The 17,731-nt window shown below is 56.4% G+C and carries 15 protein-coding genes; 10 read left to right on the top strand and 5 right to left on the bottom strand.

Annotated features, from left to right (window positions below; genetic code table 11):
- Positions 1 to 3 precede the first annotated feature (3 nt).
- The 3 genes from ACR0JG_RS02155 to ACR0JG_RS02165 are packed head-to-tail and all read right to left on the bottom strand — an operon-like array spanning position 4 to position 4,700.
- On the bottom strand, positions 4 to 423 hold the full coding sequence (locus ACR0JG_RS02155) for a DUF2141 domain-containing protein (protein ID WP_170512800.1): 420 nt from the start codon (positions 421 to 423) through the stop codon (positions 4 to 6).
- Entirely contained in the window at positions 420 to 3,548 is a 3,129-nt protein-coding gene (locus ACR0JG_RS02160) for an efflux RND transporter permease subunit (protein WP_480567409.1), read from the bottom strand. The genes ACR0JG_RS02155 and ACR0JG_RS02160 overlap by 4 nt, the downstream gene beginning before the upstream one ends.
- 3 nt (positions 3,549 to 3,551) lie before the next feature.
- Positions 3,552 to 4,700, bottom strand: coding sequence for an efflux RND transporter periplasmic adaptor subunit (locus ACR0JG_RS02165; protein WP_480567410.1), 1,149 nt, complete (start codon positions 4,698 to 4,700; stop codon positions 3,552 to 3,554).
- A gap of 101 nt (positions 4,701 to 4,801) precedes the next feature.
- Between ACR0JG_RS02165 and ACR0JG_RS02170 the strand changes: the two genes are divergently transcribed.
- A complete protein-coding gene (locus ACR0JG_RS02170; RefSeq protein WP_480567411.1) occupies positions 4,802 to 5,419 on the top strand; it encodes a TetR/AcrR family transcriptional regulator in 618 nt (205 codons plus the stop codon).
- 327 nt (positions 5,420 to 5,746) lie between these two features.
- On the opposite strand, the gene ACR0JG_RS02175 is transcribed toward ACR0JG_RS02170, so the two are convergent.
- A complete protein-coding gene (locus ACR0JG_RS02175) occupies positions 5,747 to 7,342 on the bottom strand; it encodes a GMC family oxidoreductase N-terminal domain-containing protein (RefSeq protein ID WP_170402106.1) in 1,596 nt (531 codons plus the stop codon).
- Positions 7,343 to 7,451: 109 nt separating this feature from the next.
- On the opposite strand from ACR0JG_RS02175, the gene ACR0JG_RS02180 reads away from it, so the two are divergent.
- The 4 genes from ACR0JG_RS02180 (at position 7,452) to ACR0JG_RS02195 (ending at position 11,571) form a co-directional block, all read left to right on the top strand.
- Positions 7,452 to 8,690 (top strand): TRAP transporter substrate-binding protein, encoded by a 1,239-nt coding sequence (locus tag ACR0JG_RS02180; protein WP_170402109.1) that lies wholly within the window; start codon positions 7,452 to 7,454, stop codon positions 8,688 to 8,690.
- A 66-nt stretch (positions 8,691 to 8,756) separates the two neighbouring features.
- On the top strand, positions 8,757 to 9,422 hold the full coding sequence (locus ACR0JG_RS02185) for a TRAP transporter small permease (protein WP_170392533.1): 666 nt from the start codon (positions 8,757 to 8,759) through the stop codon (positions 9,420 to 9,422).
- Positions 9,422 to 10,780 (top strand): TRAP transporter large permease, encoded by a 1,359-nt coding sequence (locus ACR0JG_RS02190; RefSeq protein WP_170594355.1) that lies wholly within the window; start codon positions 9,422 to 9,424, stop codon positions 10,778 to 10,780. The genes ACR0JG_RS02185 and ACR0JG_RS02190 overlap by 1 nt, the downstream gene beginning before the upstream one ends.
- Before the next feature lie 11 nt (positions 10,781 to 10,791).
- A complete protein-coding gene (locus ACR0JG_RS02195) occupies positions 10,792 to 11,571 on the top strand; it encodes an IclR family transcriptional regulator (protein ID WP_170661686.1) in 780 nt (259 codons plus the stop codon).
- Positions 11,572 to 11,842: 271 nt separating this feature from the next.
- Here ACR0JG_RS02195 and ACR0JG_RS02200 read toward each other — a convergent pair whose 3' ends face one another.
- Positions 11,843 to 12,895, bottom strand: a complete 1,053-nt coding sequence (locus ACR0JG_RS02200; RefSeq protein WP_480567412.1) for a LacI family DNA-binding transcriptional regulator — start codon at positions 12,893 to 12,895, stop codon at positions 11,843 to 11,845.
- A 156-nt stretch (positions 12,896 to 13,051) separates the two neighbouring features.
- Here ACR0JG_RS02200 and ACR0JG_RS02205 point away from each other — a divergent pair, with 156 nt between their 5' ends.
- From ACR0JG_RS02205 to hisD, 5 genes are all read left to right on the top strand, one after another.
- Complete coding sequence (locus tag ACR0JG_RS02205) at positions 13,052 to 13,243, top strand: hypothetical protein (RefSeq protein ID WP_480567413.1); 192 nt, start codon at positions 13,052 to 13,054, stop codon at positions 13,241 to 13,243.
- 33 nt (positions 13,244 to 13,276) lie between these two features.
- Positions 13,277 to 14,422, top strand: coding sequence for a TRAP transporter substrate-binding protein (locus ACR0JG_RS02210; RefSeq protein WP_170392537.1), 1,146 nt, complete (start codon positions 13,277 to 13,279; stop codon positions 14,420 to 14,422).
- Positions 14,423 to 14,524: 102 nt separating this feature from the next.
- Positions 14,525 to 15,040, top strand: coding sequence for a TRAP transporter small permease (locus tag ACR0JG_RS02215; protein WP_170392538.1), 516 nt, complete (start codon positions 14,525 to 14,527; stop codon positions 15,038 to 15,040).
- Between the two features lie 15 nt (positions 15,041 to 15,055).
- Positions 15,056 to 16,387: a TRAP transporter large permease gene (locus ACR0JG_RS02220; protein ID WP_170392539.1), complete on the top strand. Its 1,332-nt coding sequence runs from the start codon at positions 15,056 to 15,058 to the stop codon at positions 16,385 to 16,387.
- A gap of 36 nt (positions 16,388 to 16,423) precedes the next feature.
- Positions 16,424 to 17,731: a histidinol dehydrogenase gene (gene hisD / locus ACR0JG_RS02225; protein ID WP_170636777.1), complete on the top strand. Its 1,308-nt coding sequence runs from the start codon at positions 16,424 to 16,426 to the stop codon at positions 17,729 to 17,731.

Consider the following 17,731-nt stretch of genomic DNA (forward strand, 5'->3'; position numbering starts at 1 on the left):
GAATTACTGATCATAGTGAATGCGAACACGCACATCGCCCGGCCAGACCGAGGCAGCCTTGAAATCCGGCTCGTCCTGAGGGTCTGAGGCACCTGTTGAACCCAGCCCCTCCAACAGTTTCGTCTCAGTCATGTTCAGGTCATCGTCCTTGTTTTCGTCATGAAACAGCAGCACAGCGTATGGGCCCGCGTTCAGGTCAGAAAACTCATGGCTGACGCTGCCTTTACGTGACGGAATCTGGGCGTAGTCAATGGCGCTCCAGACATCCAAACTGTCAAAGGCGCGCGCGTTATCGAATACAAGGATCACGATGTTGCCCTTGGCGTTGCGGATGCCGTCCACAGTCACATTCAGACCCTCGGCGGAGGCCGGAGTCGCAAGCGTTACCACGGCGAATGCAGGGGCTAGAAGGTTCCGTATCATGGCTTTGTTCTTTCTTCAGAAGGCTGCGGAAGGGGTGACTTGAAAATGGCAATGACATCCTCGGTGATGGCGATCAGTGCCGGCACCAACAGCAGCATGAGGGCTGTGCCGAAGAGTTCTCCAAAAGCTAAAGAGATTGCCGCAGGGATCAGATACTGCGCTTGCTCAGAGGTTTCGGTCAGCAAAGGCAGCAGACCAATCACTGTAGTTGCGGTGGTCAGAAAGATCGCCTTGAAACGTCCAATGCCTGCGCTTCTCAGCGCCAGATTCACGGGCTGACCTTCCTCTCGCGCCTGATTGTAGCGGGTGATCATGACCAGACTGTCGTTCACAATCACACCGGTCAGAGCAAGCATGCCGAAGAACGAAAACAGCGACAGTGAGACACCCATGATCAGGTGCCCGACGGCGGCTGCGATAAAGCCGAATGGCACGATGGCCAGAATGACGAAAGGCTGCCAATAGCTTTTCAACGGCACGGCCATCAGCACATAGATCAGAACGGCTGCCAGCAACAGCGCGCGCTTCAGGCCATCGCTTATATCGGCCATTTCTTCCAGTTCACCGGCCAGCAGGACGGTTACGCTGGGATATTTGGCACGGAGTTTCGGGACCAGCTGCTCGAACACCGCCTGCCCCACCTCTTCGGGAGCAACAAGGTCGCGGTCGATGGACGCGGCTACGATGTTCATGCGCTTGCCGTCACGGCGATCGATAGTGCCAGAGGCATAGGTGCCCTCGATTTCGGCGACGGTCTCAAGCGGCACCCAGGCGCCGGATGCGCTGCGCAACCGGGTCTGCACCAGATCCGCCAACGTATCGCGGTTTTCACGCGCGTTCTGTACGACTACGCGGACTTCGGACCCATCGCGTCTGACCTTGGTCACCTCGGCCCCGCCGAACCCATAGCCAATCTGTCTGGCCAGAGCCTCTGCGTTAAAACCAAGGTGCCGCGCGTCCGGGCGCAGGCGGAGTTTCAGTTCAGGTTGGCCGCCCACCAACCCATCCCTTACATTTGCCACGCCCTCGATGTTCGACAGGAAACCTTTCATTTCGGCGCTGGCTTGCTGCAGAAGGTCTTCGTCTTTTGACGCCAACCGGATTCGGAACCCTCCGGCAAGCGTTTCCGATCCGGTGAACTCCAACTCGGTGGCGCCCTCGACCGCACCGACCCGGTCGCGCCATTCGCGGACCACGGAAAGGATCGGGACATTCGGACGCTCAGCTACCGGGATCATTTCAGCGAATACTTGCGCATTTCCAGCGCTGTTGATGATGGTGAATACCGTCTGAACGGGTGGAGCAGACATACTCGCCTCTTCTGCAAGCTCGACGTTCAGCTCGTTCAACACGGCTTCGATCCGATTCACGTTCGTGCGGGTCAGTGCAAAGGGGGAGCGGGCATCCATTTCCAGGTTCATCGTGATGACCTGACCGGGCACCTCGGGAAAGAACACCGTCCTGACCTTGCCCTTGTACATCAGGCCAAGCCCCAGCGTTGCGGCGGCAATGAACAAGATCAGCACGGAATAGCGCTGACGCACCGCCGCGACGAGCAAAGGCTGGTAGATGCGATCCCGCACCCAGTACAACCCGCCCTGTGCAGAATCCTGTACCCGCCCCAACAAGCGGGTCAGCAGGTATCGACGCTCTTGCCGCATCGAAACCTGCGCCAGATGGGCGGGCAGGATGAATTTGCTTTCGATAAGCGAAAAGATCAGCGTCAGGATCACGATGCCCGCGAACCCGGCAAGTACCTTGCCCAGCGGATTGTCGATCAACAGCATCGGGAAAAAGGCTGCGATTGTGGTCAGCACGCCAAAGACGGTCGCAACAGCCACGCGATGCACGCCGCGTTCCGTGTCCCTAATCGGGTCCTTCCCCTTGCGGCGTTCTTCAAAAACGCTTTCGCCGACTACAACGGCATCATCGACCAGAATTCCCAAGGCAATGATCAGACCAAAAGTCGTGACATCGTTCAGCGAATAGTCCACCCATTTCGAGCCCGAGACAGCAAGCGCCCCCATGACCGAAACGGGAATGCCTATGGCAACCCAGAAGGCCAAACGCACGTTCAGGAAAATCGACAGCATCAGGGTCACAAGGATCAAACCCTGCACCCCGTTTGAGCGCAACAGCGCCAGACGGTCCGAGATGTAGCCAGCGCCATCACCCCAGACCTCGACCTGAACCTGCGACGGCAGCTGTCGGCTGAACTCGTCAACCGTGCTGCGCACGACATCACTGATCTCCAGCAGGTTCTCCTTCTGCCCGACCAGAACCTCCATCCCTACGGTTGGTTTGCCGTTCAGGCGAAACAGGTACTCGCCGTCCTGAAACCCGTCTTCGATTTTGGCAATATCGCCCAAAGGCACATAGGAACCGTCGTCACGTTCGATGATCGGCAGAGCTGCGTATTCCGGCACGTATTTCGCCCTGTCATCGGCCCGCAGATAAATCGTGCCACCATCGGTCCTCAGACGACCTGCCTGAAAGGCCAGCGAATTCCCTTCGATGGCGCGGGTCACATCCGAAACCGTCAACCCATAGTGGCGCAGCAACGCCGGGTCGATTTCGATGCGTAATTCACGCGGTATCAGGCCCCAGATTTGCAACCGCGACAATTCCGGTTGCGCCAGCAACTCTTCTTTCAGGCGTTGCGCCAAGCTCTGTAATGTGGCGGGGTCTGTTTCTCCGAACAAGTTCAGATACAGCGCCGGGAAATCGAAACCCGAGGCTTCGATCACGGGTCGGCGCGCAGTATCAGGCAGATCAGTCAAGCCGTCGATCCGAATACGGACACGATCCAGGACGGCTTGTAGTTTCTGGCCACCTGCGCGGCGAACAGTCACGACACTTAGGTCATTTTGGGATTGTGAGGTCACACTACGCACGCCCTCCAAACCTTCGAGGGCCTGCTCAACTTTCTGGGTCACCAATTCATCAACCTGTTCGGCTGTGGCGTCCGGAAACTCGATCGCGATTGTAACACTTTCCGGCGGAATGCGGGGGAAGCCTTCGATCCGAATGTTCAGCAGCGTTTGCACCCCAAGAAATAGGATCAGAGCCATCATCAAATTGGCAGCGACCGGATTTCGAATAAACCAGGAAGTCAGAGCGTGCATGGCTCAGCCCCCATCTGATTGCGGCGTCACCCGCTGACCCGGTAGAAACGAGGCCAAAGGTGTTTTGGCCACGCGCCACGGGCCGGTCCCTTCGGGAGCCGATACCGTCACTGTACTTTCGCTGCGGAACAGGATGTTCGGGCTAAGCCTCTGCAATTGGTCCTTATCGTCTACAAGCCAAATGTATCCCGCACGGGTCAGGACGCTTTCGGGTAGGGTTAATGTGTCCGAGATCCGGCGTCCGGGTATGTGAACCTGCAGGAAGTCTCCGGCGAGTATGCGTTCATCGGGCTTTGTGACATCCAGAAAGACCCGCACCTGCCGTGTGTCTTGATCCAGAAACCCTCCTCCACGCCGGACTTGAGCCCGCCCCAACGCTCCGCCCGAGCGCTGTGTCAGATCAGCAGTGGCGCCAGAGATCGGATGATCCAACAACGCCCAGTCCGCCTGACTAAACTCGGCGACCAGTTCGAATTGCTGGTCGTCCGAAAGGTGTATCAGGGCATCGCCTGGGTTGACCGTCTGGCCCAGGCTGGCAAAGCGATGGGTTACAAATCCCGAAAAAGGGGCGACAACCTCCGCGTCCTTCAGTTCATTTCGCGCCGCATTCAGCCGTGCCTGCGCAGCTGCAACGGATTTCTCGGCAATGCGCAATTGCGGTAGATTCACAGCCAGTTCGTTTGGCGGTTCTGATTCATCCCGGTCAAACTGTCGTTGCGCGACTGTCACTTTGTTCTGCGCGCGCAATAACGCCAGTTCCGCTTGCTCAAGCTCCATCTCAGCGGCTGCAACGGCGCTTTGATAAGGTGCATTTTCGATTGAAAACAAAGGGGCACCCCGTTCCACCTTAGTCCCTGCCAAAGCGGCGTTGTGCACTGCAATGATGCGCCCGGACACAGCAGATCGCAGCTTGGCATCCCACCGAGGCCGAACTTCGGCAAACGCCGAAACCCGCGCTTGTACGGTTGCTGAAGCAACTGTGACGACCGAGACGGTCGGTGGCGGAGGTGAGGTCGTTGTTGCCTGAACATCAATTGTATCTTCTGTATCAAACAGGAGGATGACGATCGCTACAAACAGTGCCAACGATAGTCCAATCCAAAGCCACCGCCGGGTCGGTCTTTGCCGAGTTTCCAAAGTTTTGTCTGTCATAGACCAGTCTTTCCTGTGCCGCCGAATCCATTGCACCTTGTGGCGTTCGATAGAGTGTCATATACTATGAACGATCGTTCGTTCAATATTAAGTTGAAAAAATGTCCGATGACACCAGGAAGCCAGAATCAATCCGGGAAAAGGCAACAGCCAAGCGTCGCAACCAGATTTTGGAGGCCGCAGTTATGTGTTTCCTTGAGCGCGGCTATCATCAGACCGGTGTCCGCGATATCGCAGCGCGGGCGGGCGTCAGCCTTGGAAATCTCTATAATCATTTTCGCGGTAAACATGATGTGCTTGTAGAAATCGCAATACTCGAACGCCGCGAGATGGAGCCGTTTATGAAAATCCTGAACTCAGATGCGCCCGCGCCCAAAGTCATAAGAAAGTTCATCAAGGCCTACGCAAAATACCTTGCTGCGCCGGAAAACGTTATTCTCACGTTGGAAATTTCGAGCGAAGCAGTTCGTCAACCGGACATCGCGCAGCTGTTCGTCGAGAACCGGTCGAGTTTGACTGAGGCCCTGGAAGCCGTAGTGAAGCGAGGAATTACTTGCGGTGAATTGCGCGCCGTTCCGGATCCCCTTCAGGCGTCACAACTGGTGATCGAAGTTCTGGAAGGCAGTGCATATCGTAGTGTGCTGTCAGAAATGCCCATGACCGGGATCATTGTGTGCGCTGAAGACTTTATTATGAGTTCCCTGCTGGCACGTCATTAGCACGTGGGTAGCGTGTCGTTTTGGAATTCGTGAATGTTAGCCAAAGGGAGCTGCCTGAGACATTCATGTAGGCAGCAAAGATCGACTTTGAGCCGGCCGAAACGCGGGGGAGGTCAAAAGAAAGTTGGAGTTGCGGTTAGGACTATTTGCTAACGCAATATCATCCGAGGTTCGGTTACCAGACTTCGTTTAGTCACAAGACAAAGCGGTCGCAAAGCGAATGCAGGTTCCAACCACCGGCACAGCGCCAGATCGTTTTTGAGGCGATTGACGCACTGATCTATTGATACTGTAGGGATCAGGCGATCAGATACGATGGCAAATTTCTCAAGCATCCGCCTTTATCAGGTCGCTTGCCTTTTCGCCAATCATGATCGCTGGTGCGTTGGTGTTGCCGCTGACGATTTCCGGCATGATCGAACAATCAGCCACCCGCAGGTTCGAAATACCGTGTACCTTTAGTCTTGCGTCGACAACAGACGTCTCGGCGTTCCCCATCGCGCAGGTGCCGGTTGGGTGGTAGATCGACACGCTGTTCGATCTGGCCCAATCCAGAGTGCCTTCATAATCTTCGCAGCTCAGCTCTGCAGTTGGTCGAAACTCTTCTGAAATCTTCGAGGCCAGAGGGTTTTGTTTGGCAATCCCGCGCGCGATGTTCACGCCGTCGACAATGGTTCGGCAGTCCGTTTCAGTGGACAGATAGTTCGGGATGATCTTGACATGTTCGGATGGGTCCGGTCCGTTCAGGCGCAGCTCTCCCCGACTTTCCGGACGCAGTTGGCAGACCGACATCGTGAAGGCCGAAAACGGATGCACACCTTCGCCTGGGCTGTCGGCGGACCAGGGTTGCACGTGGAACTGAATGTCGGGCGTCTCAACATCGGGCCGGGTTTTCATGAAACCAGTTGCAAGGCTGGCGGCCATTGTCATCGGACCTGCACGAAATAGTGCGTATTTCAGCGCGATTCGCGCCTGATTGAACAGGCTGCGAACTTCGTCATTCAGTGTGGGCTCATTGCATTTGAACACCAGCCGCGCCTGCAAGTGATCCTGAAGACCTTTGCCAACACCCGGCAGGGCGTGCAGCGGTTTGATACCATTTTCCTTTAGATGATCCGGCTCTCCGATCCCTGACAACATCAGGATTTGGGGAGAGTTGATCGCCCCGCCGGACAGGATGACCTCGCGCCGAACAGTCAGTGTCTGCTCGTTACCAGAACGATCCCGGTAGACCAGCCCGGTTACTTTTTTCCCATCCAGAACCACACGCGACACAAGCGCTTTGGTGATGATGTTGAGGTTCTGACGACCGCGAATGGGCTTGAGATAGGCGACGGCGGCGCTACAGCGGCGCCCATTGCGCGTGGTCAGTTGGAAGTAACCCACGCCTTCTTGCTCGGCCCCGTTATAATCTGGGTTGAACGGGTAACCGGCGGCCTGTGCTGCTGCGACCCAGGCATCGCAGATCGGGCGCTGAATGCGCATGTTGGACACTGACAAGGGGCCATCGACGCCATGATATTCATCCTCGCCGCGTTCTTGATCCTCACAGCGTTTGAACAGGGGTAGCACATCGTCCCAGCCCCAACCCTCGTTGCCCATTTGCCGCCAGCGGTCGTAATCTTCCTTCTGGCCACGCACATAGAGCAACCCGTTCAGCGAAGATGAGCCACCCAGTACCTTGCCCCGTGGCCAGTCGATGGATCGACCGTTAAGGCCGGGGTCGGGCTCAGTGCGATAGCACCAGTCAACCGAGGGGTTATGCATCGTTTTGAAATAGCCGACGGGGATGTGAATCCACGGGTTGGTATCGCGGCCACCTGCTTCGAGCAGCGCAACAGTTGTGTTGGGGTCTGCGCTCAACCGATTGGCAATGACACAGCCCGACGATCCTGCGCCAACAACTGCATAATCCACCTCCATGACCGCCTCCTTCCAAACTCGCTGAAAAAAACTCTATGCAAGATGCAAGAATTATACTAGCCTTTTTTGATACAAAACGTCTCAATAATTGCGATCAGGGAGGTAAGCAATGGAGATCGGACGGAAACTAAGTGGTATTTCACGGCGAGATTTCTTCCGCGTGGCCGGGCGTTACGGCATGAGTTCGACACTGCTGGCGGCAGGCGGGTTCGGCGGCGCGATGAGTCTGGCGAATCTGGCGCAGGCCGCCGAATCCACCTATGAGAAGCGCTTTTCGAAAGAGCCGAAGCACACGCTGAAATTCGGCGCGTCGGGTTTCAACACCCGCAACCTGTTGATTGAGCGCGCCGGCGCAATCGAGTTCGCGCGCGACCTGGAAGAACGCACGGACGGCGAGATTCGCATCGAATTCATCGGCGACAACCAGATCTGCGGCCAGCTGAGCTGTGTCGAAAAGACCCAACAGGGGATCGTCGATATTTATGCCGCCTCAACTCAAAACTCGGCCGGAGGCGCACCTTATCTGAACGTGCTGGACTATGCCTATATGTTCCCCAGCCGCGCGGCGCAGTATCACTTCTTCTATAGCCCGGCGAGCCAGCGCATCCTGCGTGATCCGCTGGAAAAACGGCACGGGTTGAAGTTCCTGTTTACCCATTGTGAGCTACGCGGCCTGCAAATGGGTTCGACCTTTGCCGACAAGCCGACCGTCACCAAACTGGAAGAGTTGTTTGGTACCAAGAACCGCGTGACGGGTACGCAGTTGGGCCGGATTGCAATGCAATTGCTGAATCTGAACCCAGTCCCGGTGGCTTGGGAAGAGACACTGGATGCGCTTAAGACAGGTCTGATCGATGGGGCGGAAACCTGGGCCTCGGCCGTGGCTTACGCCAACATGGCGCCGGTGGTTTCGCAGTCGGTCAATCTGAAATTTTTCTGCGGCACTGAACATACGTCCATGTCGGCCGAGGTCTTTGACGGTCTGAGTGGAGAATTGCAAGACGCAGTTATGGAGTCTTCCTACTTCACTCAAGCGTTGATCCAGGGTGCGAATGAAGCCGCATTGCTGAATACGGTAGGCTTCTCGGAGCCGCAATTGCCGGACACTATCTTCGCCGAAAATGGCGTGCGCCCGGCATTCCTGGCTGACGATCAGATCAAGCTGGCCGAAGAGATGTGCGCTCCGAACTACAACCCAGAGCCTTGGGCCCAGTGGCGCGAACGTCTGAATAAATGGGCAGGCGGCATTGATACCTATCAGGAAATCTACGACATCGCGCGCGAGATTCCGGCCGACACCCTGCCGGAAAATGTCGAACCGCGCCGTTGGTGGAAAGGCGAAGCCTGATAGACTGTTACGAACCGGCCCTGAGCGGGCCGGTTCAACTTTATACCGACTGGGAGGACGGGGTTCATGTCGTTTTGGGCAGACATCGGCGCGATTTTCAGCGCCTTTCTCAGCCAGGATTCGTTCGAGATTCAATCCGCACTGGAATCCGACGCCGCCTGGGTGTTGGGCGCGATTGTCTCGGCGATTGGCGGAATCGTGATCATGTTGATCTATCGGGCGGTGCCCTTTGTTGAACGTCATCTGGAACGGTCGGTGATGGTGTATTCCTACCTTGCGATCGCATTAATCATCTTCTGGGGCGTGATCGACCGGTTTGTGTTCAACGATCAGGAACCCTGGTCGACCACCATCCCCCCGCTGCTGTTCATGGTCATGGCGTGGTTTGGGGCGTCGTATAACGTCCGCCTGCGCACACATTTGAGCTTCAGCGAATTCCGCACTGCAATGCCGAGGGCTGGGCAATTGGCTTGCCTGATACTCGACGCGATATTGTGGTTCATCTTTGCGGTGATCGTCATCGTGACCACAACACGGCTGGTGGCATTGTCGGCATCAAACTTTCAGATCGTTCTGGGCACAGACAATATCATGCAGTGGTGGTTCCTTCTGGCCGCACCGCTGTCGTTCTTTCTGATGGTCGGGCGGGTTTTCCAAAACCTTGCCGATGATCTGAACAACTGGAAAACAGGCGAGCCGCTGATCAAGCAGGCCGTGATCGGAGCAGACTGATGACAGACGGAACTATGGTCACACTGATCTCTCTTGCGGTCACCTTTCTGTTCATGCTGGGCGTGCCGGTTTTGCTGGTAATCGGCTATTGGGTCATCGGCTGTTCGTTTGTTCTTGGCCTGACGCTGGACAACATGGGTGCTGAACTTCTGAACGTGTTCAACAAGGGTTTCGCCTTGCTGGCGATGCCGCTGTTCATCCTGACCGGAGACCTGATCAATAAATCGGGGATCGCGCGGCGGCTCAGCGATTTCGCTTATGCCTGTCTGGGCTGGATACGCGGCGGGTTGGCGATGGCATCCCTTGGGGCTTGCGGATTGTTCGCAGCAATCTCAGGCTCAAACTCGGCCACAACCGCCACGATCGGTTCGATGCTGCACCCCGAGATGGTCAAAGGGGGTTATGACGAACGTTTCAGCGCAGCCACCGCTGCGGCTGGTGGAACTGTCGGGATCATCATTCCTCCCTCGATTATCTTCATCGTCTACGGCTTCCTGATGAACCTGCCGATTTCCGAGCTATTCGTCGCGGGTATCCTTCCGGGCGCGCTGATGGTCTTTGGCATGCAGTTCGCCTGCTGGATCATTTGCCGCATGAACGGCTGGGGTCATCTGATCCCACTGCAACTGAACCGGGTGTTGAAAACTGCATTCGGTGCCTGGCTTGGATTCTTCGCCATCGGGCTGGTGCTGTGGGGTATATACACAGGCAAATTCTCACCAACTGAGGCAGCCGGAGTGACGGTCGGCTTCTGCGTTATTGCAGGGTTGGTCAGCTATCCGATCAATCGGATCATGGGCGCGCGGAACGACATCTCACCCACCGAAAAAAGCTATGCCGAGATGTTCGTCGTCGAAGGCTTCACGATCCCCGAGATCCCCTCAATCGTGATCCGCTCGGCCCAGATCACAGGTATCCTCGCACCGCTGATCGCGATTTCTGTGGTGATGCAGCAGATCCTTTCATTGCTTGGCGCTCAGCAAACCATTGGGGATTTCGTAACCTCGATGGGTGGCTACTATGCGGTTCTGTTTACTTCGATGGTGATCGTTTTCTTCTCGGGCATGGTACTCGAAAGCCTGCCTGTCACGATTATCCTGGCCCCGATCCTGGCACCGATTGCGGCCTCGGTCGGGATTGATCCGATCCATTTCTCGGTAATCTTCCTTGTGGGGGCTTCGATTGGCTTCATCACACCACCCTACGGTCTCAATCTCTACGTGGCATCAGGGGTGACTGGCGTTCCCTACTTCCGTCTGCTTCGGTACACTGTGCCCTATCTAGCAGCGCTGATATCAGTGTGGATTTTGATCTCGCTTGTACCCGATCTGGCCTTGATCCTGCTGCCAAATAACTAGACTGTTGCGGGATGGCCGAAACGGAAACACAAGACAAAGAAACTCAGATCCCAACTAACTTGCGCCTTCTCCTCATCCTTGAGGAGGTGGCGCGTCGCGGGGTTGCCGTCAAACCATCGGACCTGATCGAGACACTCGGTCTGGCGAAACCAACAATCCACCGTTTGTTGCAAACAGCAGAGGCCGAAGGTTTCCTGCAGCGTGATCTGGATGGCCGCTCATACGGTCCCGGGCACCGTCTAAGGTTGCTTTCAGTCAACACCATGTCGTCCGAGCATCTGCGCACAGCGCGTTTGGCGATCTTACGCAGTGTCGCCGAGCAGGTTGGTGAGACCTGCAATCTCGCCATTCCTGACCGAGAGGGCATGATCTATCTTGACCGGGTTGAGACGAAGTGGCCTTTGCGCATTCAATTACCGGTCGGGACACAGGTTCCCTTTCATTGCACCGCCAGCGGCAAAATGTACTTGTCCACGCTCCGGCAGAAAACACTGGATGGATTTCTTTCAGCAGGAAATCTGCAGCCACAGACTGAAAGTTCCCTGACCGATCCGCAGTCATTGCGCACGGAAATCCAACATATCGCTCAGAACGGTTATTCCACTGATGATGAAGAGTTCATGAGTGGAATGGCAGCCCTAGCAGTACCCGTTCAAGATGGGCAAGGCCGATTGGTGGGCACACTTTCGGTTCATGCACCGACACAACGTCACAACGTCAACAGCCTGATGTCGTTTCTGGGTATCCTGAAAAAGGGGGCAAATGAACTTTCGGCTCTGTTAACCACGTGACCAGAACCTGAAAGACAGCCGCGACAAAATAATTTTTGCCCGATTGCCGCGGCAGGCATCGTCCGGTTCGGGGCATTCTGCATCGCAACGGATGAGCCGCGTACAAAGGCCTTCCTCACAGCTTTCTTAGTCTGCTAACCATAAACTCTTAGTCTAAGAAATACTCACACCAGTAGTTCAAGTTGGATTGGCCGTGCATGCCGAATCCGGGTCGTACATCGTTGGTAGATTCGAGCGGGTAGATTTCCAGAGATAGCCCTCAAGGTTGGGATCACACAATAGTGCGGGCAGGACCGAGTGATTGACGTAGTCTTATTTCTGTCGGCAATTCAACACTTTGACCGCTGTGCGCATCACGGAGTATCTGGATCAGCATCCCAGCGGCGCGACGCCCCATCTCGCGATGCGGGACATGTACCGTCGTAAGAGCGGGTTCGGCGAGCATTGCAATTTCGATATCGTCAAAACCGGTAATTGAGAGGTCTCTAGGCACCTCAAGCCCCATTTCCCGAGCCGCACGTAAGGCTCCGACCGCCAAAACATCATTGACGCACATCACGGCAGTCGTTTCTGGTGCGGCTGTCATGACCTCGCGCAAAGCAACTTCACCAGTTTCAACGCCGTAAGCGGTCTCGACAAGAAACATTGTATTCGGGTCTTGACCGGCCTCTTGTTTGGCATCCCGAATGCCTTGAACGCGTTCCCTTGCCCGATCATTCGAAGCGGTTGGTGCAGAGATACACGCGATATGCCGATGCCCATATCCAATGACCTGCCGGGCAAGGGCAAACATCGCAGCCCGATTGTCAAAGCCAATGGCCGGCGGGGATTGGTCAGGATCAAATGACCAGGCGATCAGAGTTGGTACACGCTGCTTTTCCAGAAACGCATAGATTTCCGGTTCGCGATCGTACCCAATCAGCAGCAACCCATCTGCACCCCGCGCTACCAACGCACGCACCTGTTGTTCTTCCAGCTCTGAATCATAGGCGGACGAAGCAACCAAAAGCGTTTTACCATGCCGCACCAGTTCTTCCTGAAACGCCTGTAGTCCGCGTGCAAAAACAGCGTTCTCCATAGTCGGTATCACGGCGGCAATCGTATTTGTCTGCCTTGCTGCAAGGGCTTGGGCTCCGAAATTTGGCGCGTACCCAAGTTCTCGTACGGCTGCCAGAACTCGTTCCCTTGTGCTTTGCCCTACTCGCTCTGGCGAGTTCAGGCACCGCGAGACGGTTGCGGTGGACACGTTCGCATGTCGGGCAACATCTGCAAGGGTTGGGACTGTGTTTTCGTGACCGCTTTGAGGCATGGTTTTTCTTGTCATTCTGGATGGGCAACTAGCTCAAGACGAATTCTATCAAAAGCACGATTTGTCGGGAACCTACAGCACATATGCAATGTAAGCGCTTGCATAACAAAATGTAAGCGCTTACATTGCGGGCGACTCAGTGCGAGACATTGGATGGGTTGGGGAGGACGCATGCCATATTTGATAGCTGGAATATTGCTGCTCGCGTTTGTAGCGAATGTGGTGATCGGAGCGGTCACGAAGGCGCCTCTGGTCAATAATGTCTGGGAAATGCTGATTTTGTTTGCGGCGGCCATCGCCTTTTCGGTCGGCATACTTCGCAGCGAAGCACAAGAAATTTCGGAGGAAAAACCAAAGGAATAAATCCGAAAAAGTCCAAACGGGAGGAGAACACACATGGACAAGACCAAACAGGAGCTCGCGTCGGCCGAGCGGCGAAATTTTCTAAAGCTAGCGGGCACCGGCTCGTTCACGGCGGCCATGGTCGCCGGCGCGGCTGGTACATTGTGGTCCAGCGAAGCGGCAGCACAGACCGCCGCCGAGGAACGCGATCGCGAAAACGCGGCTGAATTCAAGATGACGCTGGCAACGGCCTATGTTCTGGGCGCGTCTCGCAGCTATCCGATCATGCAGCTGGACCTGAAAGAAAACATCCAGAACATGACGAATGGAAAGGTCTATGTGAAACTGGCCCCCGGTGGTCAGCTGGGCGCTGGAGGAGCTTTGGCGCAGGCTGTACAAGGTGGAACCATCCAGGCCGCGCAACACTCGTTGTCAAATTTCGCGCCCTTCGCAAGCGTCGTCGATCTGATCAACCTTCCGTATTTCTGCGGGTCCAATCAGCGGTTCACGAACCTGACTTCCTCCGAAGCTTGGAAGGCGGAAGTAGACCCTAAGATCGCGGCATCCGGCTTTAAAGCGCTGATGTACATCGTGATCGATCCGCGCGTCGTCGCTGTTCGCCAGGGAGGCAACGCAATTATCACCCCCGGCGATATGTCCGGTGTCAAATTCCGCGTACCCGGATCAAAAATGCTGCAGCAGTATTATGGCATGGTGGGTGCGAACCCGACGCCTGTTGCGTGGGGTGAGACTCCGTCAGCGATCCGGCAAGGCGTCGCAGACGCGCTTGATCCCTCGGTGGGCGCGTTGCATGTCTTTGGCTTTGGTGAGATCCTCAGCCATGTGACCTTCACTCAGGCGGTGCCGGACAGTCAGGTCTATTCGATCAACCTTGAATGGTTCGACAGCCTGCCGATGGACGTCAAGGAAGGTATCGAATTTGCGGGCGAAGTCACCCAGCAGCAGAACCTGTCCAAAGTGCCTTCGGCACGTGCCTACGCCATGTCTCAATTGATCGCGAACGGCGTCGAGTTCCACTCGCTCAGCGAAGATCAGTTGGGCGAATGGAAAGAGGCCGGTGGCTATCAGCGCAGCGAATGGGACAGCTTCAAGACCGAGCTGGCCGGATCGATGGATGCGTTCGCCAAGCTGGAAGAAGCCGCAGACACGCGTGCGAAATACTACGTGCACGACGCCTGATCGCGTCTTCGGGCCGGCGCGTCCAGCGTCGGCTCATCCGATGTTTGCCCATTAAAAACCCACTAGAACACGTCGCCGCCGCGTGACGGTAGTGAGGATGCTATGTCTCAGCTCTTTCGAGCGATTGATAAAAATGCCGAACGTTGGCTGCTTTTAGTCTTCTACGTCATGCTCGTCGGCACGATGTTTATCGAAGTGGTCCGGCGCGAAGTCTTTGCCTACTCGTCCATCTGGGGCGAAGAAATCGTCCGGTATGCGTTCATCTATCTCGCATGGATCGGTGCCGCAGCTGCAGTCAAGGAACGCGGGCATATCCGCATTGATGTTCTGATGCACTACGTCCCGCGCACGGTCAAAACGCTGCTCTATATCTTCGGCGACATCGTGATGTTCATCGTGGCACTCGTCGCGATCTATTGGTCGTGGGAGACAGTCCACGTGTCCTGGAAATTCGGGTCTGTCACACACGGCCTGCGGATCAGCCAGGTCTTTTTCCTCATGGCGGTGCCGTTTGGCTTCGCGCTGGTCATCTTTCGGCTGGTGCAGTCCTTCCTCCGCGACATTGCCGACCTTCGAACGGGCCGTCCCGTCTACGAAGGCGACAAGCTGTTTGATTAAGGGAGGGCCTGAGCCATGATGTGGCAACAACTCGGCGGTCAAACGCTTGAACTTGGGTGGGATTTCTACGCCTCCGTCATTCTCTTCGTCGCTCTTGTCGCGCTCGCCGTTCCGGTCTGGGCCGCGATCGGCGCAGCATCGATCACAATGCTGATCATGTCCGGCGCATTGCCGCTGAGCCTTGTCGGCGAAAAGCTGTTCTCGGGCATCGATGCCTTCGCGCTGACAGCTGTGCCGTTGTTTATCCTGACCGGCGACGTGCTTGTCCGAACCGGGCTCAGTCGAAAGTTTCTGGACGTCGCCGAAGCCCTGACCTGCTGGGCCAAGGGTGGCTTCGGTTCGGCCACCGTCCTGGTCTGCGGCATGTTCGCGGCGATCTCCGGGTCGGACGCAGCAGGTGCGGCAGCGGTAGGGCGCATGACTATCGACCGGCTGGTCGAGAGCGGTTATCCCCGCCCCTACGCCTGCGCTTTGGTCGCGGCGGGGGCCTGTACCGGAATCCTCATCCCGCCCTCTATCGCCTATATCATCATCGGCCTCGTGCTGGGTATAGCGGTCTCGACCTTGTTCCTTGCTGCGCTGATCCCCGGCCTCTTGATCCTGACGGCCATCCTGATCACCAACGTCGTGATGAACCGGCTGAACCTTTGGGAAGGCGGCGGCATGATGACCGCAGCTGAATGGCGCGCGAACCTGTGGAAGACGGTCAAGTCCGGCTGGTACGCTTTCCTTGTCCCCGGCATCATTTTCTACGGCATCTTCTCGGGGAAACTGACCCCGACCGAGGCAGGTGCCGTGGCGGTCGTCGTGACCATATTCATCGGGTTTATCCTGGGCACACTGAAATTGTCCGACTTCCCGGCCATGCTGGTCAGTTCGGCCAAGGTCAACGGTGTGATCCTTCCGATCATCGCCTTCTCGATCCCTCTGGCCGAAGCTCTGGCGATCATTGGAGTGCCGCAAGGATTTGTCGGAGCTTTGACCTCAGTCAGCAGTAACGAATTCGTACTGATCGCCATGATGGTCCTTATCCTGATCATTGCGGGCTGCGTTATGGAAACGACGCCCAACATCGTGATCCTGGCACCGATCCTCTACCCGCTGGCGCAAGAGATCGAGATGAACCAGATTCAGTTCTGCATCATGATGATCACCGCGCTGGGGGTCGGGTTTATTACTCCACCCTTGGGGCTGAACTTGTTCGTGGTGTCGGGGATTACGGGCGAGTCGATCCTCAAGATCGCCTACCGCGCCATCCCGTTTGTTTTCTTCATGCTGATCGTGACGTTGATGATCGCCTATATCCCGGCGTTCTCTACCTCACTGTTGCCTGATGTCTATCGATAAGCCGCCGAAAGACGCGGTAAGAAAAGGACTCGATACATGACCCGTGAATACCTGAAGAAAGCCACGCTGACCGCGCGCAGCGGAGCGTCAGACGTCAGTGAAATTGTGCAGGGAATCCTGACTGATATTGAAGCAGGCGGCGATGCCAAGGCGTTGGAATACGCCGCCAAATTCGACAACTACGAAGGCAACGTCATTCTCAGCGATGCCGAAATACAGGCCGCGATGGATGCCGTGCCAGAAAAGCTGAAGCGCGACATCGAGTTCAGCCACAGCAACGTCAAACGCTTTGCCGAGGCACAGAAAGCGTCCATGACCGACATCGCAGTCGAGGTTGTGCCGGGCCTGACCGCTGGCCAGAAGATGATCCCGGTGGATGCAGCCGGTTGCTACGTCCCAGGCGGGCGCTACAGCCATATCGCCAGCGCGATCATGACCGTGACGACGGCGAAGGTGGCGGGATGTAAACATATCGTCGCGTGCTCACCGCCGCGCCCCGATGTCGGCATTGCGCCTGCGATCGTCTACGCCGCGCATATCTGTGGCGCCGACAAGATCATGGCCATGGGCGGCGTGCAGGGGGTTGCGGCGATGACCTTCGGGTTGTTCGGGCTTCCCAAGGCTAACATCCTTGTGGGCCCCGGCAATCAGTTTGTGGCCGAAGCAAAGCGTATCCTGTTCGGGCGTGTCGGCATCGACATGATCGCGGGCCCGACGGACAGTCTGGTCCTTGCGGATGTCACTGCTGATCCGATGGTTGTTGCAACTGACCTCGTTGGGCAGGCCGAGCACGGATACAACTCACCGGTTTGGCTGGTGACAGACAATCGCGACCTCGCCGAAGAGGTTATGCGCTTGGTGCCAGTGCTGATCGAGGACCTGCCCGAAGTGAACCGCGAAAACGCTACGGCTGCGTGGCGCGATTATGCCGAGGTCATCCTGTGCGCGGATCGCGAAGAAATGGCGGCGACATCGGATCAATACGCCCCGGAACACCTGACAGTCATGGCCGATGATCTTGATTGGTGGCTGGATCGGCTGACGTGCTATGGGTCGCTTTTCTTGGGCGAAGAGACCACGGTTGCCTTTGGCGACAAAGCCTCGGGCACCAATCACGTGCTGCCCACGAGCCGGGCGGCCACTTACACCGGTGGCCTCAGCGTCCATAAATACATGAAGATCGTGACCTGGCAGCGCTCGACCGCTGATGCGATGAAGCCGATTGCGCAGGCGACGGCCCGTATCTCACGCCTTGAAGGTATGGAGGGGCACGCGCGTACTGCGGATATTCGACTGGCCAAGTTCTTCCCCGATGAAAACTTTGACCTGACAGCCGAAGACTGA

This window comes from Ruegeria sp. AD5 (genome assembly GCF_056542345.1).